The following is a 24028-nucleotide window of genomic DNA, read 5'->3' as shown; positions in this document are numbered from 1 at the left end:
ACTCTGAGCGCTGAAGGGCGTTCTATATCAGCCTGGGGCAACGTCCCAGGTCTCTCCGGCCCATTGAAACCAAAGGGCTGAAGGCCCGCTCTATAACTCCGCGATTCGAGCTTCGCTCGAATATCCTACCCATCGCAAGGCGATGGATAGGATACCCGGTGCATGGGTTGATGAACCATGAATAGTTTGGCATTTCGTAGCACAGCGGAGAAATCTGCTTCTTGTACATCAATCTCCCTGGTAGAAGCAGATTCTCCACTCCCTTCGGTCGTTACGAAATGACAAACCAAATAAGTGCGCTTCGCGCACCTGAGACGCCCCACCTTCAGGGTTATCGCATATGCCGATGAATGCCATCGTAAAAATGGCGGATTCATCCCCTTGTAACGTGCTCCGCTGCACCTGATAATGGGCTCAGCCGTTCTCCGTTTTACAGTCCAGACGTAAGAAAGAGCCCATTGCCATGAGCCTTACCCGTCGTGTCTTTATCCAACGGATGGCGCAGCTCGGAGGCTACTCCGCTGCTTATTCCACAATGCATCTTCTCGGCCTGATGCCTGCCTCCGGCGCTTCCGCGCTGCCGGAGCTCCCCGCGGACTTCGGCAAAGGCAAAAAGGTCGTCATCCTCGGCGCCGGAATCTCGGGGCTGGTGACGGCGTATGAGCTGCGCAAAGCTGGCTTCAGCGTCACGGTGCTGGAGGCTCGTCATCGCCCCGGCGGACGCTCATGGTCTGTCCGCAAAGGCACCACCGTTGAGTTCCTCGACGGCACGAAGCAGGAGTGTACCTGGGAAGAAGGCCATTACCTCAATGCCGGGCCTGCACGTATTCCCTCGCACCACACGCACATCCTCGACTACTGCCACGAACTCGATGTGCCGCTCGAAGTGGAAATCAACTTTTCCCGTTCTGCGCTGATGCAGTCGGATGTATTGAACGGCGGGAAGGCAGTGGAAGAACGGCAAGTGGTGCATGATACCCGCGGCTACATTGCCGAGCTGCTCTCGAAGGCCATCAACAGGCATGCACTCGACCAGGAGCTGACGAAGGATGAAGCCGAGCGCATGTGTTATTTCCTGCGCGGCTTCGGCGACCTCGACAGGCAAAGCAAGTACACCGGCACGACCCGCGCCGGCTTTGTCACACCGCGCGGCGCCGGACCTGCTGTTGCGAAGCTGCACGATCCTCTCAAGCTCAGCGAGCTGCTCGCCGCCGATCTCTCCAAGGGCGTTTTGTACGAAGAGCAGATCGACTGGCAGGCGACCATGTTCCAGCCGGTCGGCGGTATGGACCGCATCGGCTATGGGTTTGCGAAGGCACTCGGAGACATCATCGTCTACGAAGCTCCAGTGACGGAGATCACGACCGGCGCGAACTCCGTCACCGTGGCCTACACCAGGAACGGTGCAGCGCAGACCCTCACGGCCGATTGGTGTGTCTGCACCATGCCTCTCCCTGTGCTGGCGAAGACGAAGAATAACTTCACCGCCGCCACGCAGAAGGCCTTCACGGGCATTCCCATGACATCCAACTACAAGATTGCCTGGGAGTCGCCGCGTTTCTGGGAGAAAGAAAACCGCATTTACGGCGGCATCAGTTTCCCCCGCCAGACAGTTGACCTGGTGTGGTATCCCTCCGACAAACTCTTCTCGAAGACCGGCATCATCATCGGCGGCTTCAACGTAGAACGCGACGATGTCACGCGCCAGTTTACGCCCTTTGGTGCGCTCTCACGCCAGGGCAAGCTCGATGCCTCCCGTGCCGCCGTGGAAAAGCTGCATCCGGGCAGGTCTTCTCTACTTACGAAACCGATCTATGTGAGCTGGGAGAACATTCCGCACTCGCTTGGCTGCTTCGCCAACAATCATCTCGATGGGACTGAGGCTGCCTACAGCCAGCTTGATAAACCGGAGGGCCGCACGATCTTCGCGGGAGATTATCTGTCGCATCTCGTGGGATGGCAGGAGGGCGCGGCGCTTTCGGGGCATCGCGCAATCGCGAGGATTGCTGCGGGATGAAGAGGTAGGTAATTTGTTATCCCGAAGGGATCTGCTTCTTGTATGGCAGAAAACGGTTCCTCGCGACCCCGGAAAGCAGGTCCTTCGCTACGCTCAGGATGACAAAACAAAAACCGGTTCGCGCGTTGCGCAGGTCCCTTTAGGGACCCGGGGCACCCAATGTGGTAGCTAGTCGCAGCCGGCGCCGAGGGCTTCCAGTGTTGGCTCTTCGGCGACGTCTTCCGTGACCGGCTTCATCTTGCCGTCAAAGAAATCCTCGACCGCGATCATCACGTCTTCGCCCACCTTGGCCTCGTAGATCGCTCTGCGCAGTGCGGCTCCGCCGGCTACGCCATGCGTGAACCAGCTTGCGAACTGCTTCATCTTGCCGATGGCGTCGCGGCGCGCTGACTCGCGGTCGCGCTTGCGGCGCTTCTCTTCGTCAGTCTCGGCACGGCCGGGCGTTGCGAACTCGATCTCCGGATGCTCCTGCTCGATCTCTTCGAGCAGCATCTCGAAGTAGGTCCGGATCATGCGGTAGCGATCCATCTCGGTCGGCTGATCGTAGCGGCCGGTCGCGGTGTACTGTGCGATCTGGCGGAAGAGCCATGGATTGGCCGGAGCGGCCCGGCCGATCATCACCGCATCGCAGCCAGTTGCCGCCACCATGGCGGCAGCATCCTCGGGCGTACGGATATCACCGTTGCCGATGACAGGAATCTTCACCGCGTCCTTCACCTGCGCGATCCACTCCCAGCGCGCCTGTCCGCTGTAACCCTGCTCGCGCGTGCGGGCGTGAAGTGCGACGGCATTTAGACCGCAGTCTTCGGCCATCTTCGCCAGCGGAACACACACGATATTGGCGTCGTTCCACCCCATCCGGAACTTCACTGTGAACGGAATGGTGACCGCGGAACGGATCGCCTGGAAGATCTCACCGATCAACGGCAGATCGCGCAGCAAGCCGCTGCCACCGTTGCAGGAGGTTACACGCTTCGCCGGGCAACCCAGGTTGAGGTCGACGATGTCGAAGCCGGCGTCTTCCACGATGCGGGCAGACTCGGCCAGCGTAACTGGATTCGATCCGAAGAGCTGCGCTGAGATCGGGTGCTCGTCCTCGTAGTAGGTCAGATAGCGCTTGCGTTTGGTTTCGCGCATGCGGGCCAGACCGTCCGCCGAGGTGAATTCGGTCATGATCAGGCCACAGCCCGACTGCTGGTTGGTGACCGTCTGGTTCACGTCGCCGGAGGAGTCCGGCGTAAACATGCTGGCGTTGCGGATGAAGCGGCGGAAGACCGTATCGGTCACCCCGGCCATAGGGGCAAGCACCGTCGCCGGAGCCACCCGGACCTTACCGATGGCGAACTCGGCAGGAACGGCGACGCCATTGTCGGGCATGACGTACTCGGTCGGGTTGTCCCAGTTCTTCTTCATCGTTGTTCGCGCAAAACCAAAGGCCCTCGCCGTAGCAAGGGCCTCGGCCTTGATGCTCGTTTGTACTTACTTGGCGGCCGCGCCGGACTTCTCGAACTTGCGGCGGAAGCGCTCCACGCGTCCGGCCGTGTCGATCAGCTTCTGCTTGCCGGTGAAGAAGGGGTGGCAGTTGGCGCAGATTTCGACCGTCAGGTCGCCCTTGTGCGTCGAGCGGGTCACGAAGGTGTTTCCGCAGGCGCACTTTACGTTCATGTCAGTGTAGTTGGGGTGAATTCCCTGCTTGGGCATTGCTAATAATCCTTTTCTTGTGTGGCCGGGCTGTATTGCGATAAACCGGCTTGTTTTTGTCCAGCTCCCGGGGGCGGTTCGCTTGCTGCGGCAAAGATCACGCAACATCGATGTGCCTGTCGACTACGGGCGCTTTGTTAAGTATAACCCGGGCAAAACCGGGGCTGCACCACGGGTGGTGCAGTGGGAACAAAGCCTTTTCGAATCTGGAACATCTCGCTGTTCGGAAGTTTTCCTAGATCGATGGGGGTTTTCCTAAGCCCGGCGGACAAGCATACTCATCTCATAGGTATGAGTGTCGTTTGCCCCATCTGCGAAGGAGCCGGTCTCCGCATCCTTACCCGGCCGGACGGGGAGCAGTACGCCACCGCCTGCAGTTGCCAGACGCAGCGCCGCGCCTTTGCGAATCTCGAACGTGCCCGTATCCCCCGCCGTTACGAGCACTGCACACTCGACAACTACGAAACCAGCTTTCCCAGCTCACACCGGTCGTTGCTCAAGGCTCACCTCGCGGCCAAAAAGTTCGTCGAGGGATATCCGATCGAAACTGACGGTTCCGGCCTTCTGATCACCGGGGCAATCGGTGTGGGGAAAACCCATCTGGCCGTCGGCATTCTGCAGTCGCTCATCATGGAGCGCGGAGCGACCGGACTCTTCTACGACTACCGTGAGCTGCTGAAGGAAGTGCAGCACAGTTACAACCCGAAGGTTGCAGCCACGGAGCTGGAGATCCTGAAGCCGGTCTTCGACGCCGAGATCCTGGTTCTGGACGAGCTTGGCGCCTCCAAGCCCACGGACTGGGTCTGGGATACGGTCGCGCACATCCTGAACACGCGCTACAACGACAAGCGCACCACCATCATCACGACCAACTACGCCAATCAGGCTCCGCTCGGCGTAGAGGCAAGTAACCCACGCAACGTAATGCGCGACGAGACTCTGGGCGACCGCATCGGCGAACGCATGCGCAGCCGCTTGCAGGAGATGTGCGTCATCGTGGAGATGCAGGGCGAAGACTTCCGCCAGAAGATCAAGCGGGCCACGCTGGCTTAACAATTGTTCGGGCGTGCTCAAAAGAGTGTCCAGCTTGCTGTGGGGACACAAGGCGGTTAGGACGGCTAGGCTACCAGAACTCCAATCACAATCAATACCGCGGCCGCGATGGCGACGGTGCGATAAATCGCCTCGTCCACGCGCTGTCTGCGGGTCGTCTCGGTCTGCATCTCTGCGCTCCTGAAAAAATTGCAAATGGGGGAAAGCTGAACGTGCGCTCTCTATATTTCTTTGAACGCAATCTTCCCTCTTTTAGATGCGCTTGCTTTGCAAAAATTTCGTGAGAATTTCCGAAGGTACCCAGGGCGCGTCTCACGCGCGTGACCGCGTGACCAAACCATGGGTCATCGCGAATTTGTCGATATGCCCCAAACGAATAACCAAGCGAATAACCTGGAGCGTTTTCCCTGTAGATGTAGTCCAGAGCCCTCCGCATCCTATGGGCGTTTTCCGCAATGAAAACGCCGCTGTACGCTCCTTCCGGGATACCCAGTAACAGGGAAAACGCTCTAAAATCGGTGCCATGGCTGACGACGCGCTCTTCACACCTCCGACCGAACCTCGCAGCTCCATGCGTACGCCGCTGCTGATCGGTGGCGGTGTCGTGCTGTTGGCCGTTGTGCTGATGCTCATCTTCGGCCACCACAAGGTGCAGGCGCCGACCACAGTAGCTCCGTTGGACAGCTACGCTGCCAATCTTCCGCTAAGCGGGATCGAGATGTCTGAGGCGACGTCGCCCTTCGCCGGCGGACGCTCAACTTATATCGATGGCAAGATCACCAACACGGGCACCCGGACCATCACCGGAGTAACGGTGCAGACGATCTTCCGCTCGGACGACGGGCAGACGGTCTCACTCCAGACCCTCCCCCTGATGCTGATCCGCACCCGGATTCCCTATGTGGACACGCAGCCCATCTCGGTCGCACCCATTGTTCCCGGCGCGACGGCCGAATTCCGGCTGATCTTCGAGGGACTCCCCCAAAGCTGGAACCAGCAGCAGCCGGAGCTGCACATTACGGGTGTGCAATCCAGGTAAACCCCGTGAATTTACTGCAGCATAGGGAATATTTTTCCCATCGTAATTGTTCGCGGCGCGGACAAATTGGCGTCATTTTCCCGTAAATTATAGATTCTAAAAAGGCCACCATTTTGGCACGATAGCTGCTCTAAGAAGTGTACGAAAGCGTTGTGACGGTGTTTGTTTTAGTAGAACCGCCGCGACTCTAAAAGGAGCTATCGATATGAAATACGCTCGTGCCTTTTCCGGTTTGTCTGCCGTCGTTTTGACCGGCGCTCTTGCTTTTCCGGCTTACGCTCAGCAGAACAGCGCCGCTTCCCCAGCTCAAGGTCAAAAGCAGGATGCAACGGATAACACAACGTACGCCACCGGTCAGCCGCTGCAGACAGAGTCGAAAGAGGGCTTTTGGGGACATATGAATCCCTTCGCCCGCAAGAAGTGGGTACATCGCCAGGTTGACCCGGTTAAGGACCGTGTCAATGAGCTTGATCAGCTCCAGGCCAAGAACGCCAATGACATCCGAGACGTAGATGCCCGCGCAACAGCAGGCATCAACAAGGCCCAGTCTGCTGCCGACCTGGCCGACCAGCACGCGCAGGACGCCGGCAACCGTGCCGATAAGGCCAACCAGATTGCCTCCAACGCCAGCACCCGTACGGATGCACTGCATGGCACGGTCCAGAATCTGGACCAGTTCAACAAGGTAAGCGACTCCGCCATTCCATTCGCCAAGGGCAGCACGAAGCTCGGACCGAAGGGCAAGGCAGAACTTGACGCGATGGCCGAGAAACTCGCTACCGAGAAGGGCTACATCATAGAAGTGCAGGGTTACAGCGGTTCTGGCGTAGCCAACTCGCAGGCAATGGCTGATTCGGTCGTCCGTTATCTGGTCACCGAGCATCAGGTCCCGGTTTACCGCATCTATAGAAGTGGCCTCGGCCGCAACACCGCCAAGGCTGAAGAGGGTCAGGAGAAGCCCATCCGCAACGGCGTGTACGTATCGCTGCTGCACAACAGCATCGCCAGCATGGATTCGAAGTCGGCGACCGCCGCTCCCGCAGCACCGGTTACGGGATCCTCGACGCCGGACACTTCGAACCGCTAAGTCTCTCCCCCAGAGCGCGGCGGGGCTCCTAAAGCCCGCCGCGAACCATCAGGATCGTTGGAACGCTGCCAATCAAGAGCGCGTCCACACCAAGCTCTCCTAACCAGAGAGAACCAAGGCAGATTGGCCCTCCTCCCGGAGGGCCGTTTTTTTGCTCAAAATGACTTCGCGACGGCTGCCTGGGCGACAGGAAAGCACAGCAGGCGCGTGGGTGTACTCCAGGCAGCCGTTTAGAGCATTTTCTCTGTTGCTGGTATCCGAGAAGGGGCGTGCAGCGGCGTTTCATCGCGCCCTATAGATGCGGAAGCCCCTATTTTCGTCATTTCGGAGCGTAGCGGAGAAATGACAAACAAAAAACGAACCCTATATGTCGATATGCCTAGGTGACCACTCCGAGGCAGCCCCTAAGGACGACCCAAAACCCGATCGTAGACATAACGGTCGCTGGTAGTTCCCAAGGCTTCGTTGTACAGCACCAGGGCGCCCATCGCCTCCTTCAGCTCCTCGCTGAAGCGGTGCAGATCGCGCAGATTGTCAGCCGTAGCAGGAATCTCGGCATGGCCGGCCTTCAGGAACTTCTGGTAGCCCTTGTCGACCAGGCGGGCGATATCGCCCTTGAGCAGCCAGCCCGGACGAACCGTAATCTCGGCTGTTCCGTCGGCTGCCGCACGGATCTCGGCCGCGCAACCGTACTTGGAGATCCGCTTTGCACCGTTGGCGCCGGCGGAAACATCAAACTTGTGGTTCCCCAGCGTGGACAACACGGTGTCGAACCTGGGCTGCTGCTGTGTCTTTCTGGCCATAAGCGGATAAACTCAACAATAGTGTCGCATATTGCTGCCCGCCTCGAGGCCGCCCGCGACAGGAACGGAAATCACAGTTTTGCTGACGGAAACCCAAATCTCCGGCGCCAACGCCTCTACCCTTGGCACCTCAGTGCTCGATCGGGTTGGAAATACACCGCTCGTCCGTCTGGACCGCCTGACAGCCAAGCTGCCCGGCATCGTCCTGTTGGGCAAAGCGGAGTGGGCGAATCCCGGCGGCAGCGTGAAGGATCGTCCCGCCTCGCACATCGTTCTCGCCGCGCAGCGCGAAGGCAAGCTGACACCCGGAAAGCACCTGCTTGACGCTACCAGCGGTAACACCGGTATCGCCTATGCCATGCTGGGCGCGGCCATGGGCTTCCCGGTCACGCTCTGCCTCCCGTCAAATGCCTCGCCGGAGCGTAAGAAGATCCTCGCTGCGTATGGCGCAAACATTGTTCTGACCGATCCGGCAGATGGCTCCGACGGTGCTATCCGCAAGGCGCGTGAGCTGGCCGCCGCTGAGCCTGACAAGTACTTCTACGCCGATCAGTACTCGAACAATAACAACTGGCTGGCACACTACAAGACCACCGCCAACGAGATCTGGCAGCAGACCGATGGGCGCCTGACGCACTTTGTCGCGGGCCTTGGCACCTCCGGCACCTTCATGGGCACCACGCGCCGCCTCCGCGAGCTGAACCCAAAGATCCAGTGCATCTCGATGCAGCCGGACTCGCCCTTCAACGGACTCGAAGGCCTGAAGCACATGCCGACGGCGATCGTGCCGCCGATCTACGATCCCAAGCTTGCGGACCGTCTGGTTGAGGCCTCCACCGAAGAGGCTTACGTGATGGCAAAGCGCATTGCCCGCGAAGAGGGCATCCTGATGGGCATCTCCTCAGCCGCCAACGTCGCCACGGCGCTGCACATTGCCGAGGAAGAGGTTTCCGCCGGACGCGAGGCCATCATCGTTACTATCTTCTGCGACTCCGCAGACAAATATCTCAGCGAACGGTTCTGGCAGGAATGAAACTCCACATCACACAAGCCGATTACGATGCCCTCCGCGCCCATGGCGAGGAGACGTATCCCCATGAGTGCTGCGGCGTCATGCTGGGCCACGCCAAAGACGACGGCAATCACGTCGCCGCGATCGTCCGCGCCGGCAATACCCGTACCGACAGCGCGCACAATCGTTACAACATCAGCCCGATAGAACTCATTAAGATTCAGCGCGAAGGCCGCAAACAGGGCCTGGACATCGTGGGCTTCTACCACTCGCATCCGGACCATCCGGCGATGTGGTCTTCGACCGACTTCGCCGAGGCTCACTGGTTCGGCTGCTGTTACGTCATCACCAGCGTCGACAAGGGTAAGGCCAACCTGACCAATGCCTTTCACCTCAGCGGCACCACCGAAGATGACAAAGCTTTTCAGCAGGAAGAGATTCTGATCACAGAAGCAGTTGGAGAAAACGCATGAAGATCAACATCCCGACACCGCTCCGGGCGTTCACGGACAAGCAAGCCACCGTGGAGGTAAACGGCGCCACGGTTCAGGCCGGGCTCGATGCACTGGTCGCCGCCCACCCCGAGCTGAAGAACCACCTCTTCACCCCGGACGGCAAGCTGCGCAGCTTCGTCAACGTCTACCTGAACGATGACGACGTCCGCTATCTGCCCGCCGCCGAGGCCTCCGCAGTCAGCGCCGATGACGAGCTCACCATTATTCCTTCCATCGCCGGCGGCAGGACTGGCCGTCCAGGCGTAAGCGCTTCGCGCGCTCTTTGTTGTCGCTAGACAGCATCCCTTCTGACATTTCCTTTTTTTGTCATCCTGAGCGAAGCGAAGGATCTGCTTCTTCGCCTTACGGCTCAGTCAGCCGAAGGACCACACCATGCCTACCATGCCTGATTTGAAAGAAGTCGCACTCCCGGAACTGTCGAACGATGAAATCTCGCGCTACTCGCGCCACCTGATCCTGCCCGAGGTGGGCTTTGAAGGCCAGCAGAAGCTGAAGGCCGCCAAGGTCCTGTGCGTCGGCACCGGCGGCCTGGGCGCTCCGCTTGCCTACTACCTCGCCGCTGCCGGCATCGGCACGCTTGGTCTGGTGGACTTCGACGTCGTCGACGCCAGCAATCTACAGCGCCAGATCATCCATTCGACCTCGACCGTCGGCCAGCTGAAGGTCGACTCCGCCGAGAAGAAGCTCAAAGATCTGAACCCGTACATGAACGTGGTGAAGCACAACGTCATGCTGCGCAGCGACAACGCCCTTGAGATCTTCAAGGACTACGACATCATCGCTGACGGCACCGACAACTTCCAGACCCGCTACCTGGTCAACGATGCCTGCGTGCTGCTGAACAAGCCCAACGCCTACGGCTCCATCTTCCGCTTCGAGGGCCAGGCTTCGGTCTTCGCCACGGAGGAAGGCCCCTGCTACCGTTGCCTCTATCCGGAGCCGCCACCGCCGGGACTGGTTCCGTCCTGCGCCGAGGGCGGCGTGCTGGGCATTCTGCCCGGTCTGGTCGGCGTGATTCAGGCCACCGAGGTCATCAAGCTGATCCTCGGTATTGGCGAGCCCCTCGTCGGCCGCCTGCTGCTCGTGGATTCTCTGTCAATGAGCTTCCGCACGCTGAAGCTGCGCAAGAATCCGAAGTGCCCGATGTGCGGAACGCACGAGATCAAAGAGCTGATCGATTACGACCAGTTCTGCGGCATTGCTCCGCCGACTACCACCGGCCCGCTGGAGGTAGCGCAGCACGCAGCCGTAGGTGACGTTCCTGTCCAGGACGGCATTCCGCAGATCACCGTGGAAGAGCTGAAGGCCAAGCGCGACCGCGGTGACGATTTTGTGCTGATCGACGTTCGTGAGCCGCACGAGTACCGCATCGCCAACCTCGGAGCTCCGCTGTATCCGCTGGGCGAGATCGGTTCCAAACTCAACGAGCTGGCGCAGTACAAGGACAAGGAAGTGTTGCTCCACTGCCGTTCCGGCGCGCGCAGCCAGAAGGCCGCACTCGAGCTGAAGGCTGCAGGCTTCTCCAACGTGAAGAACGTAGCCGGGGGCATCCTGGCCTGGGCCGAGAAGATCGACCCGACCATGCCGAAGTACTAAGTCCTGCTCATAGAAGCTCCCGATTCAGAGCCTTATGTATCCCGGGCTCTGTATCGGGAGTTTTTTCTTGCGCGAGTTCTGTTCTCTGAACCTTTGTTCTTTGAACCATTATTCTTCTTTGGTTGTGCTCGTAATCGGACCCACCGTGAAGTGGTCAAAGGTCACCTCAAACTCCTGCTTACCCGGAGCAGCCGCGACCATGCCAATTTTGACCGGTACGCGCGGAGGGAAGTACGCCATGCGCAGCATGGACCAGTTTTTGTCATCCAGGGAGAACTCGATCTTCACTGCATCATTCTGACGCTGCAACCGGAGCCATAAAAACGCGGGGCTATCCCGCCTGGGGATCACAGACCAGTCGGAAAAGTCTCGCGTCACCACCGCGCTGATGTTCTGCTTTCCGTTCACGAACTCGATGCCGGTTTTGATCCAGTTCTTTTCATCGATCCGGATCATGAGGCCCGCCTGGTGGTAGAGCTCATGATAGTGCCCCCTAACCCGTACCTTTGCCTCGAAATCCCCTGACTGTTCCTGGTACCGAAACGGCCCGTTATCCCGGATAAAGCCATAGTGGACGATGCGCCAGTAGTCGGTGCCCGCCGGTACAGTCTCCACTAACCGGCCGTCATACTCTTTCCAGGTCTTCGGCTCATTCTGCCAGGCACGCTGTTGAGCAAATAGGCTCAAGCCGGTAAAACACAATACGATCAACAAACCAGTGACGTTTTTCGCCATACGCTCCAAGCCTGAATCTTCAGCAAAGTAACAGCCCAAGGGTCGACATACCTTCATCAGCCCCACACGATGCGCGTATGGATTTCTCCTTCTACAACAATGTTTTATAGCGAGATCGTTCCTCCGGGACAACCCGAAGGAAACCTGGAAGCATCCAGAGCAACCAAGCATTAGTCGATGGATACCGCGCCGCGCGCACACTGAGCATCAGCGACGGGATCACCACGCAGCGGAGGATCTTCCGGTGAATCGCATCATGCGCAGCCCGTCTGTGCGAACGACACTTTCGTCGTTATTTCACGCCCTTCAGAGCGGTCTGCACGTTAGCATCACTCCCTCACACTTCTACTTCCCCGTGCCGGACCTGAACTCCTTTCGAGGCAAGGACTGGAAGGAACGCCGTCCCTGTAGCGGCATCGACTTCCATTTCGACGAGCAGATATACCGGTTGCAGCACGATCTGGCGCCCTATCTCGCCGAATGTAAGTTCCCCGAAAGCCCGATCTCCAACAATGGGCATCGCACGTTCCACTTCAACAATGGCTTCTTCGAGCATGTGGATGCAGAGATCGCGTACGCCTTCGTGCGTCGCAATAAGCCCCGCCGCATTATCGAGATCGGCAGTGGAAACACCACCATGGTGCTGGCCGCCGCATTGGGTGCCAACAAAAAAGAGGGCTTCCCGGGCGAGTTGATCAGCATTGAGCCACACCCGGCGCCGTACCTCAAACATGGCATCGATGGCCTGAATCAGTTGATCGAAAAACCGGTACAACAGGTTCCGCTTGAGTTCTTTCATCAGCTCGAAGCCAACGACATCCTCTTTATCGATTCCACCCATGTCGTCTCGGTCGATAGCGATGTGCTCTACGAGTGCCTGCGCATCCTGCCGGAGCTCCGCGAAGGTGTCCTGGTTCACCTTCATGACATCTTTACGCCCCTGGACTATCCGCAGAAGTTCGTGATGACCAATCTCTGCTTCTGGGGGGAACAGTACATGCTGGAGGCATTTCTCGCCTTCAACCAGGCCTTCCGCGTCGTGTGGTCCGCAAGCGCACTTCAAGACGGCTACTGGAACGAGCTTGAAACCGCCATTCCGGGATGGAAAGACAGCTACACCCGCATGCCGGCGCAGCTGAAGATCTACGCGCCTACGCTCGATGGAAAGAATGTGTGGCCGAACAGCTTCTGGATAGAGCGCGTTGCGCTGAAGCCGTAGATGGCGCCGCAAATGGCGTTACCTGATCTGGTACCTCGCGTAGACAGTCGTGATCGGGGTCCAATATTCTTTCAATCGATTTACTAATTCGTTGCTTCCCCCGTCCTGTCTTGCCCAAAAGAAATTGATTCGTGCAGATGTGCAGTAAGCACACGATTTCGAACCCCCTCTAATCCCCAAAATTGAGGCCCAAATTTGATGAATACCCAAAAGCTCTTAAGGCTTTTGTTCTGCGTGCTCGCGTTGTGCTTTGCCATGTCGTCGAGCGTGTACGCACAAGGCGGAAGTGCCGTACTGAGCGGGACCGTTACGGATCCCTCAGGCGCCGCCGTTCCCAATGCACGTGTAACTGCTACAAACACTGAGACCAACCTGGTGCTCACCTCAGAGAGCAATTCCTCCGGTCTCTATCGTTTCCCCACAATCCCGCCGGGCCACTACACCATCGCGGCTGAGGTCTCCGGCTTCCAGAAGTTTCAGCAGACCGGCGTGCTGCTCACCGTCAGCCAACAGGCTACGCTCGATATCGGTCTGCAGGTCGGCAGCGAGAGCGAAACCGTCAACGTCACCGCCGGCGCTGCCCTGATCAACACCACCAACGCCGAGGTCAGCAATACCGTCGGCGAACAGGCGATCCGCGAGCTTCCGCTCAACGGACGCGATCCTTCCAGCCTGGTACTGCTTTCGCCCGGAACCGTGAACGTGCTCAACACCGGCGCAGGCACCCTGCAGGGCGAGACCACCTTCCCCAATGAAACCGGCGCCTCCGCCGGCGGCGGACGCCAGGGCAGCACGCTCTATCTGCTGGATGGCGTGCCCAACATGGACACCTATATGGCGCTTGCGGCGCCTTCACCGAACGCGGACGCCACTGCCGAGTTCCGTGTCATCTCCAACAACTTCGACGCCCACTATGGCTTCTCTCCGGGGGCAGTCGTCAGCATCGAAACCAAGAGCGGCACGAATGCCTTCCACGGCGGGGCCTTCGAGTTCCTGCGCAACAGCGCGCTGAACGCAGCCGACTACTTCTCAAAGAAGGTCGATCCGCTGCGCCGCAACCAGTTCGGCGGATTCCTCGGCGGCCCGATCAAGAAGAACAAGCTCTTCTTCTTCGCGAACTACCAGGGCACGCGCCAGTCCACCACCGCCACCTCGAACAGCACCAACACGCCCACCGCCGCCATGTTGAACGGCGACTTCTCGGCGTATCCGAAGACACTCGGCGGCGGCTTCGTCAACAACCGCATCGATCCCAGCCTGTATAACCCAGCAGCCGTACGTATCGCCAACACGGCGCTGCCGCGCGGACAGGACCCGGCCAGCGGCCTGGTTTACTACACTGCCCCCGCGTCGGTGGAGAAGTTCGACGAAGGCACCGGCCGTCTGGACTACTCCATCAATGACAGACAGCGCCTCACCTTGCGCAGCTTTATCCAGTACTACAACCGCGCCGAGGCATCCACGCCCGGCAACATCCTGGCCATCGTTCCTGGCAAGCAGGGCAAGCTCTTTAACGAGGTGCTCAACCACAACTGGACCATCTCGCCCAGCATGGTCAACGCTCTGTCGCTCTTCTGGAACCAGGAGCACGTCTACAACGCAGGCACGCAGCGCGACAGCTCCGGCAACGCCTTCTGTCTTTCGAAGTACATCAACGTCAACGATCCCGCAGGCGCCTGCTACTCCGAAGGCCTGAACGCCAACGGCGGCTTCGGTACGCCGTACTCCGAGTACACGGGAGAGATGCGCCGGTCGTGGGGCTTCTCCGACTCCGTCACCAAGATCATCGGCAACCACACCGTCTCGTTCGGTGTAGACCTGTGGCATCAGCGCGCGCGTGAGTTCACCTACTATCCTGCTGCCCCGATCATCGGCTTCAACGGATACTCCACCGGCTCCGGCCTGGCGGACTTTCTGCTCGGCCGCGTCGGCACCTTTACTCAGGGCGCCGGCGAGATCGCCGATGTCTCCGGCAACCTGCTGGGAGCATTCGGACAGGACCAGTTCCGTCTGCGTCCGAACCTGACGGTCACACTCGGCCTGCGCTGGGATCCGAACCTCGCCCCCGCCTCCAAGGATGGCCGTGGCGCCGTCTACAACCCGGGGCAGCAGAGCACCGTCTTCCCCAACGCTCCGAATGGCCTTGTCTTCCCAGGCGACCGTGGCGTGCCCAACAGCTTGGCGCAGAACACCTACGGCTACTGGGAGCCTCGCATCGCGTTCGCCTACCAGGCCAGCTCGAAGACAGCCTTCCGTGCCGGCTTCGGTATGTTCACCGCGCCGCTGCCTTACTCGGCCTACAACCACGTGGCTGACGTAAGCCCGTTCAGCCCGACGTTCACACTGAACGGCAGCGCTTCAAACCCCATCAACTTCTCCAACCCGTGGGCGAACTTCTCGTCGACGAACTTCACCAGCCCCTTCCCGCCCTTCGCCTATGACAACGTGCGGCCTTCGTCGAACTATGTCTTCCCGGCGCAGACCACGGTACCGGCGGCCTTCCGTCCGAACTTCAAACTCGGCATGACGCAGAGCTGGAACGCGTCGGTCGAGCAGCAATTCAGCGGAGATCTGGTGATGCACCTCGCCTACGTGGGCAGCCAGTCGTATCACCAGACGCTGATCATCGAGGCCAACCCCGGCCAGACTGCGGCAGCCGTACGTGGAACACGCGCGCTGACGAACTACGGCCAGCTCCTCACCATCAACAGCAACGGCACCAGCAGCTATCACTCGCTGCAGGCGCAGTTTGAGAAGCGCTTCTCGCACAGCTTCCAGGCGCAGAGCAGCTTCACCTGGTCGAAGAACATCGACATCGCCGCCACCGGCAATGCATCGTTCACCGGCGGACTGGCGAACCCATATGACCTGCGCTTCAACCGTGGGCTCTCCGACCTGAACTTCCCGTTCGTCTCGGTGACTAACCTGGTCTACTCCACCCCGAAGCTGAAGGGATGGAACCCGATCGCCCGCAATGTGCTGGGCGAGTGGGAGATCAGCGGTATCTACACCATGCAGTCCGGCCGCCCGTTCAGCGTGAGTGGAGGCAACGGCAACAACAACTCCGGCGCGCTGGTCTATGGCGACCGGGCAGACCGCGTTCCGGGCGTTGTCGTACAGACGCACCAGGGCAGCAAGCAGGACTGGGTGCGGCAGTACTTCACCACAGCCGGCTTTACGCAAAATGCGGTAGGCACCTTCGGCAACTCCGGACGCAACATCCTGAAGGGGCCGGGCACCAACTACAGCGATGCGGCGGTGATGAAGAACTGGACGATCCAGGAGCGGTACAAGATCCAGTTCCGCTGGGAGCTCTTCAACGCCTTCAACCGCATCACCTTCGGCCAGCCCGACGCCAATCCGTCCAGCGGTACCTACGGACGTATCACGGCAACCGGACCGGTCAAGCCGCGCGTGATGCAGGGCGGCCTGAAGGTTACCTTCTAACAACAATCCTGAACCAAAAAGCGGATGTGCTTACCGGCACATCCGCTTTTTATTTAAGAAGACGCCGGGTAAGAAGGTCCGGTGAGACGACACTGGGTGCCCCAAATCTCGGCGACGCCGAGATTTGGGCATTCGCGCTCCGCGCGAACCGTCCTTCGCTTGTCATCCTGAACAAAGTGAAGGACCTGCTTTTATCGTCCCGCCAGAGATCTTCGGTAGAGAAGCAGATTTCTCCGCTCCCTTCGGTCGCTACGAAATGACAAACAAAAAGACAATTCGAGCTTCGCTCGAACAACCCACATAAGCGTCGCGTATCTACCCCAACGAACAGAGTTCGTTGGGGACCCCGGTATGTGGGGCACCCAGATCACTTTCCCTCCCATCCGTTTGACCACTCCAAACGCCTCCCCGTAGAGCATTTTCCCTGTAGGTGTAGAGTAGGGCTTCCGCATCTATGGGCGTTTTCCGCAATGAAAACGCCGCTGCACATCCCTTCCGGGATACCCAACAACAGGGAAAATGCTCTACCATGGCGCGGAAGCGTTCCATACTCCACTTCGTGAGCCGACACTCGCATGCCGTGGCCGCAGGACTATCTGCTCTATCACCTGGGACTCGGCTGGTCGGCCGCTCTCGCTGCTCTCCCGATCTTCACCTTGTTGCTTCTGCTGGGCGTTCTGCGCAAACCATCGTGGATGGCGGGTCTGTCGGGACTGACCGTGACCTTCGTGCTGGCCATCGGGGGATATCACATGCCCGCGCTGCAAGCCCTCAGCGCCGCGGCACACGGAGCGGCCTTCGGCCTCTTCCCCATCTCGTGGATCATCTTCTGGGCGATTGCCCTCTTTCGCATTACGGAGTCGACCGGCAAGTTCGACATCATTAAGGATTCCATCAGCCGCCTGACCCCTGACCTGCGGCTGCAGGCCCTGCTGATCGCCTTCGCCTTCGGAGCCTTTCTCGAAGGCGCCGCCGGCTTTGGAGCCCCGGTAGCCATCGCGGCGACCATGTTGACCGGCCTGGGCTTCTCCGCCTTCACCGCAGCCGCCATCTGCCTGCTGGCCAATACGGGACCGGTCGCCTTCGGATCGATTGGCATTCCGGTGGTCACGCTTGCCGGCATCACCGGCCTGCCCCTCGACAAGCTCAGCGGAGCGGTCGGCAGCTTCTGCGCACCTGTCTCGTTCATCCTGCCCGCCTACCTGATCCTCTCCATGTGGGGCCGCGTCGGTTTTGCAGGAGTCTGGCTGCCATGCCTCGCCGGTGGAGTCGCGTTCGCATCAGTGCAATGGAGCGTCTCGCACTACATCGGACCGCAGCTCACCGACATCCTCGCGTCGCTGACGGCGATCCTTGCCCTTATCGTTGTGATTCGCTTCCGCCGCACGGAGCAGGACACCTCCTATCTGCACCCTGGTGACATCGCGGATACGACGACCACAAACGGCTACACCGCCAGCCAGATCTTCGTTGCCTGGATGCCCTACGGCCTGCTGGTGCTCTGCGTGCTGCTCTGGGGCTATCAGCCCTTTCAGAAGCTGCTGAACCGCGGCAGCATCCTGATCCCCTGGCCCTATCTGCACAACATGGTGCTACGCATGCCGCCGCTGGTTGCGAAGGCCGCACCGTATCCGGCGGTCTTCAACCTGAACTGGTTCTCCGCCTCCGGCACCTCCTGCATGACGGCAACGGTGCTCTCTGCCCTGCTGCTGCGGGTGCGGCCGATGGAGTTCCTCCGCATTATCGTCTCGGTCGTACGCACACTTGCGCTGCCTACCGTAACCGTCACCTCAGTGCTGGCGATGGCCTTTCTGATGAACTACTGCGGAGCCACCGCCACATTGGGCCTGGCCTTCGCAGCAACCGGAGTGTTGTTCCCCTTCTTCAGCGCACTGCTGGGCTGGCTCGGCGTCTTCCTTACGGGTTCGGACACCTCAGCCAACGCCCTCTTCGGCAGCCTGCAGGAGGTCACAGCCAACCGCCTCGGCCTCGACGCCGTGCTGATGGCCGCAGCCAACTCCGCCGGCGGCGTGATGGGCAAGATGATCAGCCTGCAGACCATCGCCGTCGCTGCCGCGGCAACGAATATGTCGCTGCACGACCAGTCAAAGCTCTTCCGGTTTACGTTGAGGCATAGCGTCCTGCTCGCGGCTGTCATCGGCTTGCTGGCTCTGTTGTATGTGTATGTCTTTCACGTGCGGTGGCTGTAGTGGTTTCCAACTAGAACCATACTGTGGTATTCGGAGCTACCGATGATCCGCGACTTCCGTTTCGTTTATTCCCTTTTATTCGCATTCCTCTGTTGCACTCTCACTCCGGCGATGGATCGGCTGCCCTCTCCACCGCCTCTCGGTCGTCTCGTAGATGTCGGAGGATATCGCGTGCACGTCTACTGCACCGGCAAAGGCTCACCTGCAGTCATCATCACCGGAGCTGGCTACTCGTCCGATTGGGGCCTGGTACAGCCCGCCATTGCCTCGTTTACGCAGGTCTGCACCTACGATCACGCAGGCATCGCATGGAGTGATCATTTACCTGCAGGGGGGCCTGTCGATAGCTGTGCAACACGGGTGAACGAAGTCCACGAGGCGCTCAAGGCGCTCCACATTCACGGGCCTTACGTTATGGTCGGGCAATCACTGGGGGCACTGGTATCCCGTTACTTCGAGCGGACATACCCTCAGGAGGTCGCCGGGATCGTCACGGTGGACCATGCATTTTTTATCGTTCATAGATCCCTTCCTCCAGGTCCCCCATCTCTCTTTGGACCGCCGCAGAACGCACCAGCGCCTCATGTGATCCCGGAGGGTGCCACCATAGGGAGAGGGCATTTCGAGAAGCTCGACAGGAAAGACTATGAACTGCATCAATGGGCTGCAAGCCTTGGCGGAGCAGAGATCGCCACCAAATCTATGGAAATCGTCCAGGCCTGCACCTCAGAGATACAGGCAATGGCCGGGAACGATCCTCTCCCGATGAAAGCGCAGCCCATCATCGTTCTGCGAACACCACGCCCACTCATTACTCCAGAAGAGCAACTGCTTGCAATGTCTTCCAATAGCCAAGCCCGAGTCGCGCCTGAGAGTGGACACTACATCATGATCGATCGACCCGATCTTGTAATTCAGGCGATCAAAGACGTTGTAAATGCTGTTCGAAATCACACGCCCCTGGAGACGCAATAGGGCCGTTATATGGATGCCCCAACGAAGGCTGACCGTTGGAGCATGCAGGTTGTTCACATCGCCGCCACAGCCTTCGGCCGATACGCGCTTCCCCATTGTGATGGCTTCGGCCCCATCACGAACTTCACCGTCGCACCTGCCTGAATCTGTTCCCACGTCAGCACCGGTTCGGTCAGCGGCTTGCCGTCGATCGTCGCGGACTGGATGTACTGGTTCTCTGCCGAGTTGTTTTCTGCCTGTACCGTGAAGGTCTTTCCATTGGCCAGCTTCAGGCTCATCTGGCGGTAGAGCGGTGAGCCGATCATGTACTCTCCGCTGGCGGCGTTGACGGGGTAGAACCCCATGGCGGTGAAGATGAACCAGGCGGACATCTGGCCACAGTCGTCATCGCCGATCAGGCCCGCGGGCCCGGTCTTGTAGTGGGCAGCGGCAATCTGGCGGACGCGCTCCTGCGTCTTCCAGGGCTGGCCGGCGAAGTCGTAAAGATAGCCGTAGTGGTGGCTGGGCTCGTTGTTATGGTCGTTGTGGCCGCCGGCGAAGTGCTGGTCGAGATACTTTGCGTAGTTCTCGGCGCCGCCCATCAGGTCCATCAGGCCTGCCTGGTCGTGGAAGGCTCCCCAGGTGTAGACCCAGGCATCGCCCTCAGTCCAGCCGGCGATGGAACGATTCGCATTCGTGTCGCCGCCTTCGCCGCCGTTGATCGGCGCCCAGCTTCCGTCGCTGCGCTTGCCATTCATCAGGTGACGGGCAGGGTTGTAGAGATGGCGCGCATTGAGGGAGCGCTGCATCAGTTCCTTGTACTCGGCGTCTTTGCCGAGCATCTTGGCGATCTGCGCGACGCACCAGTCGTCGTAGCTGTCTTCAATGGTGCGGCTGGCGGCTTCGTCGATCTTGTCGACCGGGATATAGCCGAGCGTCTTGTAGTAGGTCAGGCCGGCACGCGCCTCATACGGAGTCTTGACTTCGCGGTCGAGCCAGCGGCGGGTCGTGTCTCCATCCGGAGGCACGGTCGCGTCTTTCCATGCGGCCTGCCACGCGGTCTGCTTGTCGAAGCCGTGGAAGCCTTTGCGCATCGCCTCGGCGACGAGCGAGTCAGCGTGGGTGCCGATCATGATGTTGGTGTAGCTGGGATTGGGCCACTTGGGCATCCAGCCGCCCTCTTTGTAGTCGTTCAGCAAGGCTGTGACCATACCGTCGATATGTTCCGGAGAGGTGAGGGTGAGCCAGCTCCACTCGGCGCGGAAGGTATCCCAGATCGAATAGGCCGTGTAACTGGTGCCTTCGTGCACTTTGTCATCAAAACCGGAGTAGTAGCGGCCACCCTCCGTCATGTTGCGCGGGAAGAGCTGCGAGCGATAGAAGGCAGTGTAGAGACGGATCTTGTCGGAGTCCGTCGCGCCCGTCACCTGTAGATGTCCCAGCTTCTCCTGCCAGGTGGCGTGCAGCTTCCGCTGCAGTGCTTCGAAGTTCCAATCCGGCATCTCGGCCTTCAGGTTGGCACGCGCCTGATCCAGGCTGATGAACGAGGTGCCTACGCGCAGCTCGACCAACTCGCCGGGAGCGAACTCAACGTAAGCGCCGCGATAGTCCTTCGCATCCTTACCGTAGGTCTCGCCCGCCTTGGGCAGCTTGCGGAACTGCACCACGAAGTAGCCTTTGAAGTTGGGCAGCGCGGCAGCGCCGGCATTGGGCATGCTGCCCGGCCCCAGGTGGGCGTCCATGCGGTGGGGGTTCCAGCCCGTGATCTCGCCCTTCGCGACATCCACCGCAGCCCAGCCGTTGATGTTGGGCCGTGAAGCCTCGACCAGGATGCGGGCTGCACCTTTCGCCGGGAAACGGAAGTGCATCATGCCGCAGTGTTCTGTCGCGGTCATCTCGGCCTTGAGGGTCTGGCCTTCGCCGGCATCGAGGGTGACGCGATAGATATCCGGATGCGACTGCTCGTCCTCATGGCGGAACTTCATGGCACGCGCTTCGGGCGTGGTGCGCAGCTCGCCGCCTACTTGCGGAATGACCGTGACATAGCCGAAGTCGCCCATCCACATCGCCGGCTGATGTGTCCCCATGAAGCCCGACATGGTGGTGTCATGCCATTCATATGAGAGCACACTGATCTTGTTCTGCCGCGTCTGCGGAATCCAGCCGGTCATGGCGAAGGGAGGCTCCACCAGCGGCAGCGTACGGCCATAGCCCTCCGGAGTCTTCTCACTACCGATCAACGGATCGACGTATTGCACCACGTCGGTTGGGGAGGGCTTGGCCTGAGCGAACAAGAGAGGGGAGACGGCAAGAAGAGCGACTGCGAGGTATTTCATGGCAGGGAAAGGATAGTTGAATGGTGGAATGGTTGAATAGTTGAATGGTTTCGGTTGGTTGAATTGTTTGATTGGCCCCGGTGAGTTTCACGGCTTGCTGAAAGAGAAACGCAGATTCCTCCGCGATGCGACGGGATGACAGAGGAAACACAAATGTGGCCCTCGTTTTTTTGTCATCCCGAAGGGATCTGCTTCTCTACCCAGGCCTTCGATAGAGAAACCGATGGTTGCGGTCGAGCAATTCAATCAGGGTCTCGGCTACACTCGGGGCACACGAATTTTGATCATTGAGGGAAATTGCCATGACACGCCGTAGCTGGATCGTCCGTCTCTCTTCGCTGTTGCTCGTTCCCGCAGGTCTCATCGCACAGCAACCCGCCACGCCTCAGAACCAGCCGACACAGCGTGTTCTGATCCATGTGCACTCCGACAAGCATGAGGACTGGCAGGCTGCTCTGAAGAAGGCTAACGATCTAATGGCTTCGAGCCCCAAGCCCTATGACACGCGCGTCGAGATTCTGGCTACCGGTGATGGGCTGAAGCTGGTGGATAAGAAGAGTGCGCTGGGCAATGACGTGACCAGCGCCGTTGGGAAAGATGTCAGCTTCGTGGCCTGCCATGCGTCGATGCGCTCCAACAAGATGGCGGATGATCAGTTGCAAACAGGTGTTGGCACCGTTCCCTCCGGCGGACGCGAGATTGCAGCGCGCAAGGCTGAGGGTTGGACGGTGATGGATGATAAGTCGTTGAAGTAGGGTCTCTGTCGTCCCACTTGGGTGGGAGCAGCGGGCTTCAGCCCGCTGGTATGCGATAGATAAACCTTCGGGCTTTAGCCCTGGGCTTTCCTGTAAACAAAACAGAAGGCCCAGGGCTGAAGCCCAATTCTTTTAAGCCCTATAAATCCGCAGGCTGAAGCCTGCGGCTCCCACCGATTCGTGCGTTGCGCGAATGCCCACATCTCGGCTCAGCCGAGATATGGGGCACCCGGAACATCGGCACATTTACCGATTCCCTACGCCTAGGTCGTTAGTCTTCCGCTTTGTCTTCGATGCGAAGCATCTGCAGGCAGAGCGGCTTTTCGAGCATGCAGTCCATCTTGGCAATAGAACGCAGCGCTCTCTCAACCACCGACGTCAGGCAGGGCTCGGTGGTTACAACAAAGGGCAGACGATCTTTCGGATAACCCGGGCGTTGCAGGATGGAGTCGATGTTCGCGCCTACCTTGGCCAGAGCTCCGGCAATCGCGGAGACAATGCCTGGCTTATCGCTCACCACGAAGCGCAGGTAGTGCGGGGCCAGGAACTCGCCTACCACTGCGCGCTTCCGCACCGGCTGATGCACCACATCGCACTGCTGCGCGACAGCAAGCAGATCACTGACGACAGCAACCGCCGTAGGATGCGCTCCGGCGCCATGGCCGCTGAAGACCACATCGCCACCGAAGCGGCCGCTGGTCACCACCATATTCTGGGTGCCGTGGCTCCACGCAATCGGCGACTCGGTCGGAACCACCATGGGGCCGACACGCGCGTGCACCACGCCATCCTGGACCTGGGCACGGCTTACCTGGCGGATGGTGCAGCCAAGCTCCTTCGCATAGTGGAAGTCGACCGCCGAGACCTTGCTGATGGACTGCGTCGGCACCTCATCGGGATTCAGTTCGGCATGCATCGCAACGCGCGACAGAATGCAAAGCTTGGCGCGAGCGTCATAGCCGTCCACATCGGCCGACGGATTCGCTTCGGCATAACCAAGCTTCTGCGCCTGGGCCAGCACCTCGGCGTACTCGGCGCCCTGCTCCATGTGACTGAGGATGAAGTTGCAGGTGCCGTTCACAATGCCGCTGATCCTGACGATCTCATCACCGCCAATGCCCTGCAGCGCGCCCGGGATAACAGGCACGCCACCGGCTACGGCAGCGCCATACAACAAGGAGACGCCCTTCTTCGCCGCCAGCTTCTCCAACGCAGCGCCGCGATAGGCGATCAACTGCTTATTGGCCGTCACCACGCTCTTACCGGCAGCGATGGCCTTCTTCAGCCAGCCTTCGATCGGTTCCAGACCGCCGATCAGCTCCACAACGACATCGACATCGCTCTTCAGGATGACATTGATGTCGTCAGTCCAGATCACAGTCTTGGGCAGCTTCTTCGCCTGCGGACGCGAGAGCTTGCGCGCGTAGTCGCGGTTGTAGACGTGCGTGACTTCAACGTCCGAGAACCGCCGCGCCGCCAGAACATCGGCTACACCGCCGCCCACCGTACCGAATCCCAGAATTGCTACCTTCGTCTTCGCCATACTCTC

The 24028-nt window shown here is 59.6% G+C and carries 19 protein-coding genes; 13 read left to right on the top strand and 6 right to left on the bottom strand.

From position 1 onward, the window contains the following. Positions 1 to 463 precede the first annotated feature (463 nt). A complete protein-coding gene (locus OHL21_RS05145; RefSeq protein ID WP_317889959.1) occupies positions 464 to 2017 on the top strand; it encodes a flavin monoamine oxidase family protein in 1554 nt (517 codons plus the stop codon). A gap of 168 nt (positions 2018 to 2185) precedes the next feature. Here OHL21_RS05145 and dusB read toward each other — a convergent pair whose 3' ends face one another. Further along, entirely contained in the window at positions 2186 to 3430 is a 1245-nt protein-coding gene (gene dusB, locus OHL21_RS05140; protein WP_263416176.1) for a tRNA dihydrouridine synthase DusB, read from the bottom strand. Positions 3431 to 3496: 66 nt separating this feature from the next. Next, positions 3497 to 3718, bottom strand: a complete 222-nt coding sequence (gene rpmE, locus OHL21_RS05135) for a 50S ribosomal protein L31 (protein ID WP_147645775.1) — start codon at positions 3716 to 3718, stop codon at positions 3497 to 3499. Positions 3719 to 4009: 291 nt separating this feature from the next. Here rpmE and OHL21_RS05130 point away from each other — a divergent pair, with 291 nt between their 5' ends. From OHL21_RS05130 to OHL21_RS05120, 3 genes are all read left to right on the top strand, one after another. Beyond that, positions 4010 to 4771 carry an ATP-binding protein gene (locus OHL21_RS05130; protein ID WP_263416175.1) on the top strand — a complete coding sequence of 254 codons (762 nt, stop codon included), beginning with the start codon at positions 4010 to 4012 and terminating at the stop codon, positions 4769 to 4771. A gap of 523 nt (positions 4772 to 5294) precedes the next feature. Further along, on the top strand, positions 5295 to 5810 hold the full coding sequence (locus OHL21_RS05125) for a DUF2393 domain-containing protein (protein WP_263416174.1): 516 nt from the start codon (positions 5295 to 5297) through the stop codon (positions 5808 to 5810). A gap of 205 nt (positions 5811 to 6015) precedes the next feature. Continuing rightward, complete coding sequence (locus tag OHL21_RS05120; protein ID WP_263416173.1) at positions 6016 to 6897, top strand: OmpA family protein; 882 nt, start codon at positions 6016 to 6018, stop codon at positions 6895 to 6897. Between the two features lie 404 nt (positions 6898 to 7301). Here the strand turns inward: OHL21_RS05120 and OHL21_RS05115 are convergent, their stop codons facing one another. Continuing rightward, entirely contained in the window at positions 7302 to 7700 is a 399-nt protein-coding gene (locus OHL21_RS05115) for a hypothetical protein (protein WP_263416172.1), read from the bottom strand. Between the two features lie 79 nt (positions 7701 to 7779). On the opposite strand from OHL21_RS05115, the gene OHL21_RS05110 reads away from it, so the two are divergent. The 4 genes from OHL21_RS05110 to moeB all read left to right on the top strand — a co-directional run bounded on the left by OHL21_RS05110 (position 7780) and on the right by moeB (position 10823). Continuing rightward, positions 7780 to 8733, top strand: a complete 954-nt coding sequence (locus OHL21_RS05110; RefSeq protein ID WP_263416171.1) for a PLP-dependent cysteine synthase family protein — start codon at positions 7780 to 7782, stop codon at positions 8731 to 8733. Then, the gene (locus tag OHL21_RS05105) at positions 8730 to 9185 is read left to right on the top strand and encodes a M67 family metallopeptidase (RefSeq protein ID WP_263416170.1); all 456 of its coding nucleotides are present in this window, start codon (positions 8730 to 8732) and stop codon (positions 9183 to 9185) included. Before OHL21_RS05110 ends, OHL21_RS05105 begins: the two co-directional genes overlap by 4 nt. Then, positions 9182 to 9502 (top strand): MoaD/ThiS family protein, encoded by a 321-nt coding sequence (locus OHL21_RS05100; protein ID WP_263416169.1) that lies wholly within the window; start codon positions 9182 to 9184, stop codon positions 9500 to 9502. The genes OHL21_RS05105 and OHL21_RS05100 overlap by 4 nt, the downstream gene beginning before the upstream one ends. Positions 9503 to 9599: 97 nt before the next feature. Continuing rightward, positions 9600 to 10823 (top strand): molybdopterin-synthase adenylyltransferase MoeB, encoded by a 1224-nt coding sequence (gene moeB, locus OHL21_RS05095; protein ID WP_263416168.1) that lies wholly within the window; start codon positions 9600 to 9602, stop codon positions 10821 to 10823. 108 nt (positions 10824 to 10931) lie between these two features. On the opposite strand, the gene OHL21_RS05090 is transcribed toward moeB, so the two are convergent. Then, positions 10932 to 11558, bottom strand: a complete 627-nt coding sequence (locus OHL21_RS05090; protein ID WP_263416167.1) for a DUF1349 domain-containing protein — start codon at positions 11556 to 11558, stop codon at positions 10932 to 10934. Positions 11559 to 11802: 244 nt separating this feature from the next. Between OHL21_RS05090 and OHL21_RS05085 the strand changes: the two genes are divergently transcribed. From OHL21_RS05085 to OHL21_RS05070, 4 genes are all read left to right on the top strand, one after another. After that, positions 11803 to 12777 (top strand): class I SAM-dependent methyltransferase, encoded by a 975-nt coding sequence (locus tag OHL21_RS05085; protein WP_263416166.1) that lies wholly within the window; start codon positions 11803 to 11805, stop codon positions 12775 to 12777. Positions 12778 to 13032: 255 nt separating this feature from the next. Beyond that, complete coding sequence (locus OHL21_RS05080; RefSeq protein ID WP_263416165.1) at positions 13033 to 16224, top strand: TonB-dependent receptor; 3192 nt, start codon at positions 13033 to 13035, stop codon at positions 16222 to 16224. 575 nt (positions 16225 to 16799) lie between these two features. Beyond that, positions 16800 to 18434: an L-lactate permease gene (locus OHL21_RS05075; RefSeq protein WP_263416164.1), complete on the top strand. Its 1635-nt coding sequence runs from the start codon at positions 16800 to 16802 to the stop codon at positions 18432 to 18434. A 42-nt stretch (positions 18435 to 18476) separates the two neighbouring features. Beyond that, on the top strand, positions 18477 to 19409 hold the full coding sequence (locus tag OHL21_RS05070) for an alpha/beta fold hydrolase (protein ID WP_263416163.1): 933 nt from the start codon (positions 18477 to 18479) through the stop codon (positions 19407 to 19409). 53 nt (positions 19410 to 19462) lie between these two features. Here OHL21_RS05070 and OHL21_RS05065 read toward each other — a convergent pair whose 3' ends face one another. Further along, a complete protein-coding gene (locus tag OHL21_RS05065; RefSeq protein ID WP_263416162.1) occupies positions 19463 to 21724 on the bottom strand; it encodes a GH92 family glycosyl hydrolase in 2262 nt (753 codons plus the stop codon). Between the two features lie 302 nt (positions 21725 to 22026). Here OHL21_RS05065 and OHL21_RS05060 point away from each other — a divergent pair, with 302 nt between their 5' ends. Continuing rightward, a complete protein-coding gene (locus tag OHL21_RS05060; protein ID WP_263416161.1) occupies positions 22027 to 22479 on the top strand; it encodes a DsrE family protein in 453 nt (150 codons plus the stop codon). Positions 22480 to 22750: 271 nt separating this feature from the next. On the opposite strand, the gene OHL21_RS05055 is transcribed toward OHL21_RS05060, so the two are convergent. Then, positions 22751 to 24022, bottom strand: coding sequence for a homoserine dehydrogenase (locus OHL21_RS05055; RefSeq protein WP_263416160.1), 1272 nt, complete (start codon positions 24020 to 24022; stop codon positions 22751 to 22753). Positions 24023 to 24028: the final 6 nt, after the last annotated feature.

It is taken from the genome of Terriglobus albidus, from assembly GCF_025685425.1.
Lineage (GTDB): Bacteria > Acidobacteriota > Terriglobia > Terriglobales > Acidobacteriaceae > Terriglobus > Terriglobus albidus.
Note: the sequence above shows the minus strand (reverse complement) of the source record. Positions and strands in the feature narration are given on the sequence as shown.